At 54.2% G+C, this 16,631-nt stretch carries 14 protein-coding genes; 10 read left to right on the forward strand and 4 right to left on the reverse strand.

All coding sequences use genetic code 11. The annotated features are described in order from the left end of the window. The first annotated feature begins 62 nt into the window (after positions 1-62). Both M989_RS09000 and M989_RS09005 read left to right on the forward strand, forming a co-directional pair. Positions 63-2,867 carry a flavocytochrome c gene (locus tag M989_RS09000; RefSeq protein WP_064544492.1) on the forward strand — a complete coding sequence of 935 codons (2,805 nt, stop codon included), beginning with the start codon at positions 63-65 and terminating at the stop codon, positions 2,865-2,867. A 58-nt stretch (positions 2,868-2,925) separates the two neighbouring features. Beyond that, the gene (locus M989_RS09005) at positions 2,926-3,891 is read left to right on the forward strand and encodes an FAD:protein FMN transferase (protein WP_064544494.1); all 966 of its coding nucleotides are present in this window, start codon (positions 2,926-2,928) and stop codon (positions 3,889-3,891) included. Here M989_RS09005 and dcuR read toward each other — a convergent pair. Together dcuR and M989_RS09015 are read right to left on the reverse strand one after the other, a co-directional pair. Then, positions 3,872-4,591, reverse strand: coding sequence for a two-component system response regulator DcuR (dcuR, locus tag M989_RS09010; protein ID WP_064544496.1), 720 nt, complete (start codon positions 4,589-4,591; stop codon positions 3,872-3,874). The genes M989_RS09005 and dcuR overlap by 20 nt on opposite strands. After that, positions 4,588-6,207 carry a sensor histidine kinase gene (locus M989_RS09015; protein ID WP_064544497.1) on the reverse strand — a complete coding sequence of 540 codons (1,620 nt, stop codon included), beginning with the start codon at positions 6,205-6,207 and terminating at the stop codon, positions 4,588-4,590. Before M989_RS09015 ends, dcuR begins: the two co-directional genes overlap by 4 nt. Before the next feature lie 168 nt (positions 6,208-6,375). On the opposite strand from M989_RS09015, the gene M989_RS09020 reads away from it, so the two are divergent. Then, positions 6,376-7,272, forward strand: coding sequence for an N-acetylmuramic acid 6-phosphate etherase (locus M989_RS09020; protein WP_064544500.1), 897 nt, complete (start codon positions 6,376-6,378; stop codon positions 7,270-7,272). A gap of 69 nt (positions 7,273-7,341) precedes the next feature. Here the strand turns inward: M989_RS09020 and ompC are convergent, their stop codons facing one another. Beyond that, positions 7,342-8,529: a porin OmpC gene (gene ompC / locus M989_RS09025; protein WP_064544502.1), complete on the reverse strand. Its 1,188-nt coding sequence runs from the start codon at positions 8,527-8,529 to the stop codon at positions 7,342-7,344. A gap of 722 nt (positions 8,530-9,251) precedes the next feature. Between ompC and drpB the strand changes: the two genes are divergently transcribed. From drpB to M989_RS09045, 4 genes are read left to right on the forward strand one after another with little or no spacing between them, the layout of a single operon-like run. Further along, a complete protein-coding gene (drpB, locus tag M989_RS09030; RefSeq protein ID WP_064544504.1) occupies positions 9,252-9,533 on the forward strand; it encodes a cell division protein DrpB in 282 nt (93 codons plus the stop codon). A gap of 44 nt (positions 9,534-9,577) precedes the next feature. Next, on the forward strand, positions 9,578-10,285 hold the full coding sequence (locus M989_RS09035; protein ID WP_064544506.1) for a phosphohydrolase: 708 nt from the start codon (positions 9,578-9,580) through the stop codon (positions 10,283-10,285). A gap of 54 nt (positions 10,286-10,339) precedes the next feature. Continuing rightward, complete coding sequence (locus M989_RS09040; protein ID WP_064544516.1) at positions 10,340-11,761, forward strand: DNA cytosine methyltransferase; 1,422 nt, start codon at positions 10,340-10,342, stop codon at positions 11,759-11,761. After that, positions 11,742-12,236, forward strand: coding sequence for a very short patch repair endonuclease (locus M989_RS09045; protein WP_064544508.1), 495 nt, complete (start codon positions 11,742-11,744; stop codon positions 12,234-12,236). Before M989_RS09040 ends, M989_RS09045 begins: the two co-directional genes overlap by 20 nt. On the opposite strand, the gene yedA is transcribed toward M989_RS09045, so the two are convergent. Further along, positions 12,196-13,122: a drug/metabolite exporter YedA gene (yedA, locus tag M989_RS09050; RefSeq protein WP_064544510.1), complete on the reverse strand. Its 927-nt coding sequence runs from the start codon at positions 13,120-13,122 to the stop codon at positions 12,196-12,198. The genes M989_RS09045 and yedA overlap by 41 nt on opposite strands. 169 nt (positions 13,123-13,291) lie before the next feature. Here yedA and M989_RS09055 point away from each other — a divergent pair, with 169 nt between their 5' ends. From M989_RS09055 to dgcQ, 3 genes are all read left to right on the forward strand, one after another. Next, a complete protein-coding gene (locus tag M989_RS09055; RefSeq protein WP_157093530.1) occupies positions 13,292-14,209 on the forward strand; it encodes a DUF808 family protein in 918 nt (305 codons plus the stop codon). A gap of 77 nt (positions 14,210-14,286) precedes the next feature. Further along, the gene (locus M989_RS09060) at positions 14,287-14,469 is read left to right on the forward strand and encodes a YodC family protein (protein WP_064544512.1); all 183 of its coding nucleotides are present in this window, start codon (positions 14,287-14,289) and stop codon (positions 14,467-14,469) included. A 154-nt stretch (positions 14,470-14,623) separates the two neighbouring features. Continuing rightward, on the forward strand, positions 14,624-16,318 hold the full coding sequence (dgcQ, locus tag M989_RS09065; RefSeq protein ID WP_064544514.1) for a cellulose biosynthesis regulator diguanylate cyclase DgcQ: 1,695 nt from the start codon (positions 14,624-14,626) through the stop codon (positions 16,316-16,318). The last annotated feature ends 313 nt before the right edge of the window (positions 16,319-16,631 follow it).

Here is a 16,631-nt window from a genome sequence, read left to right on the forward strand (position 1 = left end):
CTCAAATGCAGCCCGATCCCGAATTCTTGAATTTAATTTTTTAAAGTTTGGAGTTTATTCTTATGAACAGTGATCATCGCGTACTTAGCTCCTTTACCTTGCCCAATGGCACCGAGTTGAAAAACCGTCTGTTTATGGCCCCCATGACGACGTGTTCAGGCTATTTCGATGGCTCAGTCAGCAGCGAGCTGGTGGAGTACTACCGTGCGCGTGCCGGACGTATCGGCACCATCATCGTCGAATGCTGCTTTGTGGATGACTTAGGTCTGGCCTTCCCGGGGGCTCTGGGGATCGACAGCGACGATAAAATTGCCGGGCTGGCGAAAATTGCCGAAGCCATCAAATCCCAGGGCTCCAAAGCGCTGCTGCAAATTTATCACGGCGGCCGTATGGTCGATCCGAAGCTGATCGGTGGGCGCACGCCGGTCGGCCCAAGCGCCGTGGCCGCGCCGCGTGAAGGCGCAGCAACGCCGGTCGCGCTGACCACGGAAGAAGTGGAAGGCATGGTCGGTAAATTTGGTGAAGCGGTGCGCCGCGCTATCCAGGCCGGTTTCGACGGCGTGGAACTTCACGGTGCAAATACCTATCTGATCCAACAATTCTATTCCCCAAACTCTAACCAACGCGACGACGAGTGGGGCGGCTGCCGTGACAACCGCGCAAAATTCCCGCTGGCGGTGCTGGATATCACCCATAAGATGGTACGCCAGTATGCGGATGATGCCTTTATTATCGGCTATCGCTTCTCGCCGGAAGAGATGGAAGTCCCGGGGATCCGCTTCTACGACACAATGTATCTGCTGGAAAAACTGGCCGCACGAGGTCTGGACTACCTGCACTTCTCCGTCGGTGCAACCCTGCGCCCGTCCATTGTAGAAACCAACGATCCGACCCCGCTGATTGAAAAATATGTCGCGATGCGCTCTGAAACGCTGGCCCAGGTGCCGGTGATGGGCGTGGGCGGTGTGGTTAATGACAGCGATATTGAAAGCGCCATGGATCACGGTTATGACCTGGTGGCCGTCGGCCGTGCCTGCATTGCCTATCCTGACTGGGCGGACCGTATTGCGGATGGTCAGACGCTGGATCTGTTTATTGATAGCACCCAGCGTGAAGCGCTGAACATTCCGGAACCGCTGTGGCGCTTCTCGCTGGTGGAAGCGATGATCCGCGACATGAGCATGACGGTGTCAAAATTTAAGCCGGGCGTATTCGTGGAGACCGTTCAGGATGATGCCGGCGAACTGGTTATCAACGTAAGCCTGGAAACCGACCGTATTGCCGATATCGAGCTGACCGGTGGCGTCGATCAGGACGTTGAGTTCGTCACCAGCTTTGAAGAGATTCGTTCCCGTATCCTCGATGCGAATACGCCACATGTTGACGCCATTTCCGGTGCGACCAGCCAGAGCGAGGCGGTGAAAAAAGCGGTCTCCAAAGCGATGGTGAAATCCAGTAAAGCGCTGGCGGCGGAAGAGGGTGGCGATACCGCAGCGCCAAAAGCCTACGACGTGGTCGTGGTGGGCAGCGGTGGCGCCGGTCTGGCGGCGGCGATTCAGGCCCATGATGATGGTGCCAGCGTGCTGATTGTTGAAAAAATGCCGACCATCGGTGGCAATACGATTAAGGCCTCTGCCGGGATGAACGCGGCGGAAACCCGCTTCCAGCGCGTGAAAGGCATTCAGGATAGTAAAGAGCTGTTCTACGCCGAAACGCTGAAGGGCGGTAAAAACAAAAACAACCCGGCGCTGCTGCATCGCTTTGTGGAAAATGCGCCGCAGGCGATCGAATGGCTGGCGGATCGCGGCATCATGCTCAACGACATCACCACCACCGGCGGCATGAGTATTGACCGTACTCACCGTCCAAAAGACGGTTCTGCCGTGGGCGGTTATCTCATCAGCGGCCTTGTGCGTAATGTCACAAAACGCGAGATTGATGTCATGCTCGACACTTCGGTGGTCGATATTGTGATGGAAGGCGGTGAAGTTTCGGCGGTACGCCTGCTGACCGATGAGCAGGAGAGCGTCACCATTGCGACCCGCAGCATCATTGTGGCGACCGGCGGTTTCAGCGCTAACAGCGAGATGGTGGTGAAATACCGCCCGGACCTGGCGGGCTTCGTGACCACCAACCACAAAGGCGCAACCGGCGGCGGTATTGCCCTGCTGGAGCGTATTGGTGCGGGTACGGTGGATATGGGCGAAATCCAGATTCACCCGACGGTGGAACAGAAAACCTCTTATCTGGTGTCGGAATCCATCCGCGGCGGCGGCGCGATTCTGGTGAGCCAGCAGGGCAACCGCTTCTTTAACGAAATGGAAACGCGCGATAAAGTCTCGGCCGCTATCATTGCGCTGCCGGAGCAATATGCCTACATCGTCTTTGATGAACACGTCCGCAGCAAAAATAAAGCGGCAGATGAGTATATCGCTAAAGGACTGGTCACCAGCGCGAGCACCGCGAGTGAACTGGCGGCTAAACTGGGACTAGACGAAGAGACTTTCCTCGCCACGCTTGCCCGTTATAACGATGCGGTAGCGAAACAGGACGACGAAGAGTTTGGTCGTAAAACGGCGCTGCGTGCACCGATTAATGAAGGGCCGTTCCACGCGATTCAGATTGCGCCAGGCGTGCACCACACTATGGGCGGGGTGACCATTAATACCGAAACTCACGTGCTGAATGCGCAAAAACAGGTGATTCCAGGAGCCTTTGCTGCCGGTGAAGTGGTCGGTGGTATCCACGGTGGCAACCGAATTGGCGGGAACGCTGTTGCTGATATTATTATCTTTGGTACGCTCGCTGGCCATCAGGCTGCGCTGCGCGCGCAACAGGTGCCCTGGGCCATGCTTGAATCAGCGTAACCCAGTCCCATAGCCCGGCATTGCCGGGCTATTTCAACTGATTTGAAGGGGGAGTTTGATGTCAGATACCGCTCGGGTATACAGCTATTCCGCCGTTCTGATGGGGTCGCCCATCCTGTTAAAGCTCTTCGTTCACGATGAGGCCCTTGCCTCTCGCGTTTTCCATCTGATTAAGCAATATGAAGATCTGCTGACCGTAAATCGTGCTCAGTCGCAGGTGATGGACATCAACCATGCGGCAGGCCAACGTGCGGTGAAGGTCAGTCACCCGGTTTATACCCTGATCAAATGTGCGAAAGCGGCGAGCGAACTCCCGCAGAGTGCTTTTAACCTGGCGATTGGACCGTTGGTAAAACGCTGGCGCATCGGCTTTAAGGGCGACAGCGTGCCGCCAGCGGATGAAATTGCGCATCTGCTGACGCTGACTAAACACGAGCAGGTCATCCTCAACGATAGCGACGAGAGTGTTTTCCTGGCGCTGCCGGGAATGGAGATCGATCTCGGCGCGATCGCCAAGGGCTATATTGCCGACCGCGTGCGCGATTTTTTATGCCAGGAGGGCGTGGAGCAGGGGCTCATCAATCTTGGCGGCAACGTACAAACGTTGGGTACGCCGGAAGGGGGTTGGTCGATTGGCATAAAAAAACCGTTCTCTACCGCCGGGGCGATGATTGGTACGCTCAACGTCGAAAATAAATCGGTGGTGACCTCCGGCATCTATGAGCGTTTTTTTGAACAAGATGGCCAGCTGTATCATCATATCCTCGACCCGCGTACCGGCTACCCGCTGGATAACGAGCTGGATAGCGTCACCATCGTCAGCACCAACTCCATTGATGGCGATATCTGGACCACGTTGATGTATGGCATGGGTGTCGAGAAGGGCTGCGCGACGCTGCGCGCAAGGCCGGATATTGAAGCCATTTTCGTGACGAAAACGAAAAAGGTGGTCCTGTCTTCGGCCCACCACTATCGTTTCACGCTACTGGATAACGATTATCACCTTACTGACAGTACTGTTTGAGCAGGCCGTATTGTTCCGGCTGCAGGCGATAGCGATAGACCGGGCGACCGGTCGCACCGTAGTGAATGCTGGTAAAGAGGATATTGATCTGCGCAAGCCAGATCAGATACTTGCGACATGATACGCGGGAGATGTTCACCGCCTGCGCCAGGTCGTCGGTAGAGAACTCCGTTTCCGGGTGTGCATCAATCCACTGACACAACGTGCGCAGAGTCTGCGGCGTCAACCCTTTCGGCAACCGCTTGGTGTCTGCCAACTCGGGCGACCCACCGTGCAGCAGGCGATCGACGTCTGCCTGTTCATAGTAGGCGTGGCTCCCCATCAACTGTTTTTTTTCGCGCCAGCTTAGTAGCGCCTCTTCAAAACGCGGGAACTGGAAAGGCTTAATCAGATAGTCCACCACGCCGTAGCGCAGCGAAGTCTGAACGGTGGCGGCATCGGAAGCGGAGGAGATCATGATAACGTCAATCGCTCGCCCGGCATTCCGGACTTCTGGCAGCAGATCCAGCCCGTTGTCCTGCTGCATATAAACATCCAGCAGGATAAGGTCGATAGACAGTGAAGGATCCACAAGCTTATCTCGCGCCTGCTGGAGCGTAGACGCGATACCGCAACAGGCAAAACCGTCCACTCTCTCGATATAGCAACGATTCAGGTCGGCCACCATGGCATCATCATCGACTATTAACACATTAATCACGCGCTGTTCCTCTCGCTGTCCCACGGAATATGTACAAAAAATTGCGTAAATACGCCCGGCTCCGACTCGACGGAAAGCGTCCCGCCAAGGTTTTCCGTCTGCTGGCGGGCCAGGAACAGCCCGACGCCGCGGTTTTCGCCTTTGGTTGAAAATCCTTTATTGAAAATAGCGTCAATGCGCACCGGGTCTATCCCTGGGCCATCGTCGCTGACTTCGCCGCTAAGCCAGCCGTTCTGGTAGTGTAGCAGCAAGCCAATTTCACCTTCGCCCTGGTCGGCCATGGCGTCGAGGGCGTTCTCAATCAGGTTGCCGAGTACGGTCACCAGTACCGCCACCTGTTCTTCGTTCGGGTTATCGGGCACCAGACTCTCTTCCGCCAGCGTCAGATTGACGCCCATATCGCCCGCACGGTTGATTTTACCCAGCAGGAAACCGGCAATAATCGGTGATTTTATTTTGTGCTGCAGCGTACCAATATCCGCCTGATAGTTCTGTGCGGTTTGCAGAATGTAGTCTTCGAGCTTGTCGTAGCGCTTCATGTGCAATAACCCAAGAATGACGTGCAGTTTATTCATAAATTCATGGGAGTGGGTGCGCAGGGCGTCGATATAGTTGACCAGTCCATCCATACGCTGCATCAGCTGGCTCACTTCGGTTTTGTCGCGGAAGGTGCCGATGGCACCAATGACGCGCCTGTTGTTGCGCAGCGGAACGATATTGCATAGCAGCAGGCGACCATTGCAGCCCATTTCACGGTCGGTCACCGGCGAGCCGCTGGCGAGCACTTCTTTGAGATTGCTGAGCAGCGGTGCGTGTTGCTCCGCCCCTAAAGCATGGGCATCAGCCGAAAAGAGAATGTGACGAGCGGCCTGATTAATCAGGGTGACGCGGCCTTTGTCGTCAACGGCTATAACCCCTTCACGCATGGATTGCAGCATGGCCTGGCGCTGCTCGAACATTCTGGAGATCTCATGCGGCTCGAAGCCAAATAAGATATTTTTCAGCACGCGTACCAGCCCCCAGATACCCAGCGTGCCCACCACCGCGCTAAACAATACAAACCAGATGGCGTTCCAGCGTGCTTCGCTAATCTGTTCATCCACCTTCTGCAGTGAGATACCGACAATCGCCACGCCAATTTGCCGATGCTGGTTGTCGTAGATGGGCGTAAAAACGCGCAGCGCTTCTGCCAGAACGCCGTGATTAATTGACAGATTCTCATGGCCTTTGAGCGCAGGCTGCAAATCGGCACCGATAAAATGCTGGCCAATCAGATGGGTATTGGGGTGCGAGTAACGCACCGCATCCATGTCGGTGATAACGGCATAGAGCAGACCATTGCGCTGCTGTACCGCTGTAGCAATTGGCTGGATAATATTTTGTTCAGGCGACGTCGCGAGCCCGCGCTTGATCTCTGGGGAATCGGCCAGCGTGCGGGCGATGGCAAAGGCCTTGTCCTGCAGACCGGTGCGAGTCGCTTTAGTGATCTGCATGAAATAGAAGGCGTATACCACCAACAGGACGGAAACAATCACGCTGCATACCATCAGCGTCACCAGCGTACTGAGCTTCATTGGGCGCCTGGCCTGAGGTGGCTGTTGCGGCATATTGCGCATGAAAACCTTCTATTATCAACGGCAAAAAATCATTATCGCCGATGTATCCCTTTTCTTAAAGCCATCGTGTCCTGACAAAACCAAACCTTTCTTTGTGACCGTACTCGCAGAGCTTTCCATACAAAACACTTTAGTATTGTTGAAGAACCCATAATAAGGAGTCCGTTTATGAGCATTAAGCTTGCAGGTTCAGTCATGGAAAGACGCAGTTCGACAACCGCTGAAATTGACCGACTGTCCACTCATGATATGTTAAATCTTATTAATCAAGAAGATAAGATAATCTCCGACGCTGTTACTTCCTGTCTTGACGAGCTGACTCGTTTGGTCGACCGCGCGGTGGCGACCTTAAGCCACGGTGGCCGGGTCGTGATTGCGGGGGCGGGCGCTTCGGGGCGCAACGCGGTGTTGGTCGCCAATGCGTATGCGCCGGATGAAAAACATCCGCTGGTGGGGTTGATTGCGGGCGGGGCGCTGGCGATGCTGCACGACATGAGCGAGGCGGCGCAGGACTATAACCGTGGCGTGCTGGATCTCCAGGCCATCGGGTTCACGCAAAAAGACCTGTTGATCGGGCTTTCCGTTCGCGGGAAAACCCCATGGCTATGGGGCGCGATGCGTCATGCCTGGTCACTGGGGGCGACAAGGGCGCTGATTACCCGCAACGTGCACAGCGAAGCCGCCGAGCTCGCCGATATCGTCATTGCGCCACAAACCGGCGCTGAAGCGGTGGCGGGATATGGTAATCCGAAGGCGATTGCCGCGCAAAATTGTGTGCTCAATATGTTGACCACCGCTTTGGCCGTCCGCACTGGCCGAGTCTATAGCAATATGCGGGTTGATATTCGCGGTAATACCACACAGATGATGGAGCGGCAGATTGCGATTGTGATGGAGGCGGGGGGCTGCACGCGCGCGACTGCGAAAGCGGCGCTGGAAAGCTGCGACCATAACTGTAAAACAGCGGTATTGATGGTGCTTACCGGGATGGATGCCTGGAAAGCCCATGAACTGCTGGCGCAGAACAATGGCTTTGTGCGCCTGGCGCTACAGGAAGCGCCGTAGTCTTGATGTTGATAAAAAGAAAAGAGAAAAGCCCGCGTGTGATGCGGGCTTTGTTTCATCGCTGACAGTTTAGAACTGATAGATCATGCCGACGCCAACGATATTATCGGTAGAGATACCGTTTGCGCTATAGAAGCGGGAATCTTCATCCAGCAGGTTGATTTTGTAGTCAACGTAGCTAGAGAAGTTCTTGTTGAAGGCGTAAGTTGCACCCAGATCGATGTAGTTCACCAGGTCCTGGTCGGTCAGGTAAGAACCATGGCTGTTGGTATGAACGCCAACGTCAACGCCGTGGGAATAGACCCACGCCAGGGACGGACGCAGGCCAAAGTCGAACTGATACTGTGCGGTCACTTCGAAGTTCTGCGTTTTGTTGGCAATACCATCGTCGCCAAACGGCGTCATGTTGCGGGTTTCCGCATACATCATCGCCAGATAGATGTTATTAGCATCATATTTTGCGCCGACGGTCCAGACGTCGGCTTTATCGCCACCGGCGCTTACGCTGCCGTTCTTACCGCTACCGTAGCGATTCTCAATACCCGCATAAGCCACCTGATCGTTGGTACGATCGGACGTGGCATAGGCAGCCCCAATGGTTAACCCCTCTAATTCCGGAACCACATCGGCGAAGTCAAATGTGGTGGACATGCTGTAGCCGTCACCGTTCTGGAAGCGGACGCTGTTGTGACCATTTTTGGTCCCTTCCTGGTTATTTGAACCGCTTTCATTCGCCCCCTGATACTGCAGGGCAAAGTTCCAGCCTTCGACCAGACCAAAGAAATCACTGTTACGATAGGTTGCGACACCGTTAGCACGGCCAACCATAAAGTTGTCGGTCCAGGTGTAAGAATCACCGCCAAATACCGGCAGCATATCGGTCCAGCCTTCAATGTCGTACACTGAACCGTAGTTACGGCCATAATCGAAGGAACCGTAGTTGGCAAATTTCAAGCCAGCAAACGCCAGGCGGTTAAAGGATTTGTCGCCAGCGCCTTCGGTGTCGTTCGCGTAGGTTTTGTATTCCCACTGGCCGTAGCCCGTCAGGTCATCAGTAATCTGGGTTTCGCCTTTGAAACCGATTTGCACGTAGGTTTCATCGCCGTCATCACCCGCGTTGTCGGAGAAGGTATGACGAGCATCGACCTTGCCGTACAGGTCTACTTTATTTCCGTTTTTATTATACATTTCTGCTGCATTTACCGCGCCTGCCATTAATAAAGCAGGAACCAGCAGAGCCAGTGCTTTCATTTTCATTATATTTTCCTTTGCATGATAACGCATGTGAATATATAAACACCCTCCGGTGTTACGTATTTGGATAATATAGTGGGAGTTCAATTTTCATCACGATATAAATGTAATAAAATCATATTAAATATTTCAAAAGGTTTCAGATATAGTAAAATAAATATAATTAAACAACTTGCATTATAAAAATTGATGAAATTCATTGCATTATGTTATTTTTAATTGTTTTGCGGTGTATTTATAAATTAGTTGAATGGTTAGTTTGAGGTGAAGAAAATAAAAAAATCCCGACTGCACTGGCATACAGTCGGGAAGGTTATAAATAAAAATATCTTGATGCATAACAAAAGGCTAATAACGGCGATGATAATGGCACGGATAAAATAAAAAACAAAGAGATTTTTATGTTTATAAATATAGAAGGAAATAATATTTTGATGAAGAGAATAAGATTTTATATATAAGTGGGTGTGAATTTCAGGGAGAAATAAGACACGGTATAAAGACTCGTCGGTAAAGAAACCGTTGGGTCTGCGGCTTAGTGAGGCGCTTTGTGGCACAGAAAATGGTCGCCGGGACAAACTTGTCAGAGATCAAGTGACCGACACTTCGTGGCCTACAGGCCGTACTGAAGGCTTCCTCGTACCGCTTTAATTGTTATAATGTGATTTGCGTCACATCATTGCCGTGACGGCCGTTTGAATGATTTGTGTGATGAGAGTGTTTTTATGGAAGAAAGAATGGACCGTGGCCCAGGAGGCAAGCTGGCGCTGTGGGTCTTTTACGCGTTTTGTGGCTACTTTGTCTGGGCGATGGGTCACTACATTTGGGTTATCAGCGATGTGCAGACCATTCCGGGCGCGACGATTGACGGTGAAATCGGTTCGACCAGCGGTAAGTGGCTTGGCGCACTGCTGGGTTTTCTGGTCTTGAGCGTTGTCGGTGGGCTGCTCGGCGGGATAGCCTGGTATACGCGCCCTCGTCAAACCGAGCGGGAAGAACGCTTCTAATATTGCTATGCTGAGGGGCTAATACTCACTCAGGCAATAATAAAATGGATTTAAACGCGTGGCAGCAGGACGTTGAGTTCTGGTTTGAAACACATGAATATAGCGGCGATGCGTCGCATGATATCGCCCATTTCCGCCGCGTCTGGCGCACCGCGCGACAGATAGCGGAAGGGCAGTCGGTCGATTTACTCGTCATCCTGCTGGCCAGCTATTTTCACGATTTGGTCAGTCTGCCAAAGAACCATCCCGATCGCGCGCGTTCTTCGCAGCTGGCGGCGCAGCAAACCCTGGAAATCCTCCAGCGTGATTTTCCTCATTTTCCACCTGAACGTTACGATGCCGTTGCCCATGCGATAGCGGCACACAGTTTTAGCGCGCGCATTCCTCCAGAAACGGCAGAAGCCCGCATCGTGCAAGATGCCGACCGGCTAGAGGCGCTGGGCGCTATCGGGCTGGCGCGCGTGTTTGCCGTCTCGGGGTCGATGAATACGGCGCTGTTCGATGCCGACGATCCCTTCGCCGAACGCCGGACGTTAGATGATAAAGCCTACGCGCTGGACCATTTTCAGACCAAGCTGCTGCGCCTGCCTGCGACGATGCAAACCGAGAAGGGGCGGGAAATAGCGCAACAGAATGCTGATTTTTTGGTGCAATTTATGGCAAAGCTGAGTGCCGAACTGGCGGGCGATCGGCTGTCGCTGGATGAGGATGTACTGCGGCGATTCGCGCCACAAGAATCCAGCAAACTATGATAATCTCACTTTTATTTGCGCTTTCTTTTTCCTTTTCTGTATCTGGTCGAATTTATGCAACAACGAGTCTTATCAAACGAGGTAGCGTTACCCGACGAGCCGGACGCTCAGGCGCTGCTGGAGCATATCCTGGAGATTTACGATCTTAAGACCGTTGTCGCCGAGCTGGTTGCCGTGGGGGAACAGCACTGGAGCCCGGCTATTGTTAAACGTGTCGTCGCCCTGGGGCGCGCCAGTACCCGACTCAGCGAAAACGAGCAGGCGCATCTTGCCGGGTTGCTGCCGAAGCCGCCAGCCCATCATCCGAATTATGCCTTTCGCTTTGTCGATCTTTTTGCCGGTATCGGCGGTATTCGCAACGGCTTTGAAGCGATTGGCGGCCAGTGCGTGTTTACCAGCGAGTGGAACAAACATGCGCTGCGCACCTACAAGGCGAACTGGTACTGCGATCCGCATGAACACCGGTTTAACGCCGACATCCGCGATGTCACGCTGAGTGGCCGCACCGAGGTCAGCGACGCCGAGGCGCAGGCGCATATTCGCCAATGTATTCCGCAGCACGATGTTCTTCTCGCGGGCTTTCCCTGCCAGCCGTTTTCGCTTGCCGGGGTATCGAAAAAAAATGCCCTGGGCCGCGCTCATGGGTTTGCCTGTGATACGCAAGGCACGCTGTTTTTTGACGTGGTGCGAATTATTGACGCACGCAGGCCGCCCGTCTTTGTGCTGGAGAACGTCAAGAATCTGAAAAGTCACGATGGCGGGAAAACCTTCCGCATTATCATGCAAACCCTGGACGAGCTGGGCTATGAAGTTGCCGATGCTGCGGATATGGGGGCCGATGACCCGAAGATTATCGACGGTCAGCACTTCTTACCGCAGCACCGCGAGCGCATCGTGCTGGTTGGTTTCCGTCGGGATTTAGGCCTGCATGAGGGCTTCACTCTGCGCGATATTCCCGCGCTTTATCCCGCGCGTCGCCCGACCTTTGGCGAATTGCTGGAGCCCAACGTCGATGCCAAATTTATCCTGACGCCGGTGCTGTGGAAGTACCTCTATCGCTATGCGCGTAAGCATCAGGAAAAGGGCAACGGCTTTGGCTATGGGCTGGTTGATCCCACGCGAGCCACCAGCGTGGCGCGTACCTTGTCGGCACGCTATTACAAAGACGGTGCGGAGATCCTTATCGATCGCGGCTGGGATCGCGCACTGGGCGAAAAACATTTCGACGATCCACAGAATCAGCTACGCCGACCGCGCCGCCTGACACCGCGTGAGTGCGCGCGGCTGATGGGCTTTGAATCGCCGCAGGGCTACCGCTTTCGCATTCCGGTCTCGGATACGCAGGCCTATCGCCAGTTTGGTAACTCGGTGATTGTGCCGGTATTTGCCGCCGTGGCCAGGCTGCTGGAGTCGCGTATTTTGCAAGCCGTACAAAAGCGGGATGCGGAGAAGCAGGATGGCGGACGTTCACGATAAAGCCACGCGCAGCAAAAATATGCGTGCTATCGGTACGCACAATACCGCCATTGAAAAAAGGATGGCGTCCTTGCTCGAACAGCTGGGTTTACGCTGGCAGGCTCAGGATACGCGTCTGCCGGGCCGGCCTGATTTCACGCTCGATGACTATCGCTGCGTCATCTTTACGCACGGCTGTTTCTGGCACCAGCATGATTGCTATTTGTTTAAGGTGCCGGCCACGCGAACCGAGTTCTGGCTGGCGAAAATTGGCGCTAATGTCACTCGCGATCGACGAGATATCGGCCTGCTGGTCGAACAGGGCTGGCGGGTATTGGTGGTGTGGGAGTGCGCGCTACGCGGACGAGCGAAGCTAAGCGATAGCGCGCTGTGCGAGCGGCTGGAGGAGTGGATCTGCGGCGGCGAAGGCAGCGCGCAGATCGGGATTCAGGGGATCACGAATCTAAACCTGCTTTCTTCGTCGGGCAGGGAGTAGCCGTCGCTTTCGCCGGGAACAGATATTTGCCTAACGTCACCAGCACCACTGCCGCAATGATAATCGCCAGCGCCAGCCACTCGGTCGCAGAGAGATGCTCGCCGTTAAAACCGGTACCTAACAGAACGGCGACCACCGGATTGACGTAAGCGTAGCTGGTTGCCACGGCGGGGGTGACGTTTCGAATCAGATACATATAGGCATTGATGGCGATGATAGAACCGAAAATCGCCAGATAGCCCACCGCCAGGAAACCGTGGAGATCCGGTAACGTCGTCAGGCGTTCGCCGCTCAGCAACGAGGCCAGCATCAGCACAATACCGGCGGCTAACATTTCGATCGCGCCCGCCATCATGCCGGTCGGCAGCGTGATACGCGAGCCGTACACCGAACCAAACGCCCAGCTCAGAGAACCAATCAGAATCAGCAGCGCACCCCACGGGTTGCCGCTAAGGTTGCCGCCGCTGTTCAACAGCACGATGCCGGCCAGACCGATGGCGATCCCCAGCCATTCCAGCTTACGGGTGGCGATGCCGAAAAAGCGGCTAAAGCACAGCGTAAACAGCGGTACGGTGGCCACCATCACGGCGGCAATACCTGAAGGCACGTGTTGATGTTCCGCCACCGTCACCATGCCATTACCCACCGCGAGCAGCAAAACACCAATCAGCGCCGCGTTGAGCAGCGGTCCGCGTGGCGGCAGGCGATGCCCGGTCGCCAGCAGATACATCATCAGTAGCACGCCCGCCGACAGGAAGCGCACGCCCGCCATCATCAGCGGGGGCCAGCTCGCCACGCCAATGCTAATGGCAAAATAGGTCGACCCCCAGATGATATACAGCGCGAACAGCGCGCCGACCAGCGGTAACAGTTGTTTAATACGCATACTTCCTCACGGCATAATAGCAAGCAGGCTGATAGTAAACGCCAAAACGAGTTCGCTGGCGAGTGCTTTAATTAAGGGGTTGATGTTATTCTTATGTTATAAATATGTATCTCTTACGCCCTGCGCTTTTTTGCTTCATACTTTGTTATCAATAACAAAAGGAAGGATGTTGCTTGTGGCGGGAAGTAGTTTATTAACCTTATTAGATGATATCGCAACCTTACTGGACGATATCTCGATGATGGGCAAACTGGCGGCCAAAAAAACCGCCGGCGTGCTGGGTGATGATTTATCGCTGAACGCACAGCAGGTGTCGGGCGTGCGCGCCAACCGCGAATTGCCGGTGGTGTGGAGCGTGGCAAAGGGGTCGCTGCTTAACAAGGTGATTCTGGTTCCGTTGGCGCTACTGATCAGCGCTTTTATTCCCTGGGCGGTCACGCCGCTACTGATGATTGGCGGGGCCTATCTGTGCTTTGAAGGCGTGGAGAAGGTGCTGCATACCCTGCAGGCGCGTAAGCATAAGGGGGATGATGCCGCTCGTCAGCAGCGTCTGGAGGCCATTGCCCAGCAGGATCCGGCTGTCTACGAGCGCGATAAAGTCAAAGGCGCCATTCGTACCGACTTTATTCTGTCGGCGGAAATTGTGGCCATTACGTTGGGTATTGTGGCGCAAGCGCCATTGCTCAACCAGGTGCTGATTTTATCCGGCATCGCCCTGCTGGTGACCGTGGGGGTCTACGGCCTTGTTGGGGTGATCGTCAAACTGGATGATATGGGCTACTGGCTGGCGGAGAAGCGCAGCGTGTTGGCTCAGGGACTGGGTAAAGGGTTGCTGGTGGTCGCGCCATGGCTGATGAAAACGCTCTCGGTGGTGGGGACGCTGGCGATGTTTTTGGTGGGCGGCGGTATTGTGGTTCACGGCGTGGCGCCGTTGCACCATGCTATCGAAGGCTTTGCCGGGCAGCAGGCGGCATGGTTAGCCATGGTGCTGCCGACGCTGGCAAATCTGGTGCTGGGTTTTATGATTGGCGCCGTGGTGCTGGCGGGGGTGAATCTCATCGCCAGCCTGCGTAAAAAGCCGGCGTAAATAATCCAATTCCGCTACGCAAAGGGGCCGTGAATAGGCTAAGGTGAAACAGTTTCACCCTGATACCGGAGGCAGTAATGGTCTTTTTGGTCAGCGATGAAGTTCGGCCCAAAAACGGTGGGCCGCGGATGGTGGTAACGGGATATGCTAGCGGTATGGTGGAGTGTCGTTGGTATGATGGTTTCGGCGTCAAACGGGAAGCATTCCGCGAAGATGAGCTGATTCACGGCCCTACACGCCAGCAGGAAAAGGCATTATAACCGTGTTTACGCCCGGCAATTGCCGGGCGTTTTAGAACCGTTGTTATTGGGTTCTTTGTCGTAGCGATGTGTAATGGAGCAGTATGAATTCTCAGCAGCGCAATAATGGGATGTGGGATGGGTCTGCGAGTGTCAGGAGGCCTATGTGCGTCCCATGACTGCCAGCACGGCGGCTTCGTCAGGATGGTGGGCGCGCCTCACGCGTCGGGTTAGCCCCGAACGTGTCGTCAATATCTGCTTTCTGGTGGTGCTGTTTTTCTCCACGTTGTTGACCTGGCTCGAAACCATTGTGCTGGAGGATGCGTACATCTCCAGCCAGCGCAATAACCTGAAAAACGTCGCCAACGACATGGACGCGCAGTTGCAGTTCAATACTGACCGCTTGCTGTTTTTTCGCAATGGTATGGAGTCGGCGCTGCAGGTTCCACTGGCCTTTGAAGTTCTGCACACCGCTGAGCAGGAGTTTGAGCGCAAGCGTGCGCTTGCCGACTGGCGGATCTCGCTAAACAACAACCGCACGTTGCCGTTAAACGGCGTCTCAGACGATTTTGTCGAACATACCAATCTCTTGTCGCGCGATAATGCGCTGCTCGGCAACGAGTTCATGGCAACCATTGAGCTTGGCTATCTGCTGCGCCTCTCTGCCATTACGCGTCAGCATCTCTCCCGTTTTGATACTCATATGCTGTACGTTTCGCGCGCCGGATTCTATCTCAGCACCGAACAGGATCAGGGCAACAGCATCACCGAGTACTATTACAAATTGGCCACCAGCCCGTGGTTTATCCAGCAGTCACAGCGGGATAACCCGAATCGCGGCGTGAAATGGAACACCACCTTCAGTCGCGATAAAGTGCCGGTGGCGCAGATGGTGACCGCTTCTGCGCCTCTCGATTACGACCAATACTGGTTCGGCGTGTTGGCCATCCAGCTATCAGTTAATGAGATGACCCAATTCCTGATGCAGTCTGTTGAAGGGGAAGCGGAGGGGGAATATCAGCTCTACGATCGGCGGATGAACCTGATTGCCTCATCCGAAGAGAATCCGCAAAAGCGCACGCAGCTTTCGCAAGAGATCCAGGCACAGCTGGCGTATGCCTACGAGCACGATAACGAGGGCAGCGTTCGCCAGCTTTCCCGCTACATCAGCTGGGAAAAGTTGCGCAATTTCGACGGTGTGCTGTTGCGTATTCATAGCCTGGAGGAAGGGATCCGCGGCGACTTTGGCAGCATCAGTATCGCGCTAACCCTGCTGTGGATACTGTTTACCTCCATGCTGCTTATCTCCTGGGCCGTCATCCGCCGCATGGTACGCAATATGTCGTCGCTGCAGGATTCCTTAGAGTGGCGAGCCTGGCACGATATGCTGACCCGCCTGTATAACCGTGCGGCGCTGTTTGAGCGAGCCGGTAAAGCGCTTGCTGCCAGCCAGCAATTGGGCGCGCCGTTGTCGGTGATTCAGTTGGATCTGGACCACTTCAAGCGCATTAACGATCAATATGGTCATCAGGCCGGAGACCGGGTACTGATTCATATTGGCCGGGTGATCCTCAATAAAGTGCGCAAGTCGGATATCGCCGGGCGCGTTGGCGGTGAAGAATTTTGTATCGTGCTGCCGGAAACGTCGCTGGAACAGGCTCTGGTGATTGCTGAGCGCATTCGTGAGAGCATCTATAGTCGGGAAATTCTCATCAGCCGCAATCAAACGCTGCGGGTGAGCGCCTCGTTAGGCGTGTGCAGTAGCGAAGAGCTGCAGCGCTATGATTTCCAACATCTTCAGTCAATCGCCGACCGTCGCCTGTATCAGGCGAAACAGGGCGGCCGTAACCGGGTGTGTGCTGAAGGCTGATTGACGTAGCCGTAGAAGCGAAAATCATAAATTTAGCTTATGGATAAGTATTGTAATAAGAATAATCTCAAAAAATTAACAATAATCCAGGTTATCTGAAATCGCCATCTATATGATTTATCTCGATGTGATTAAAACAAGAAACGACGAATGACTGAGAGGTCATATATATTTACTAGGTGAATAATTCTTGTCATTCCACATAAACAACTATAATGTTTCAGCCACGTCAGGTTTCCTGATGTAACGAATATTTCAATGCTTCTTGCTTCGGCAAGGTTGATCCCGACGCAGATGTGTCGGGATTTTTTTT

The sequence above is a fragment of the Kluyvera georgiana ATCC 51603 genome (assembly GCF_001654985.1).
Taxonomy (GTDB): domain Bacteria; phylum Pseudomonadota; class Gammaproteobacteria; order Enterobacterales; family Enterobacteriaceae; genus Kluyvera; species Kluyvera georgiana.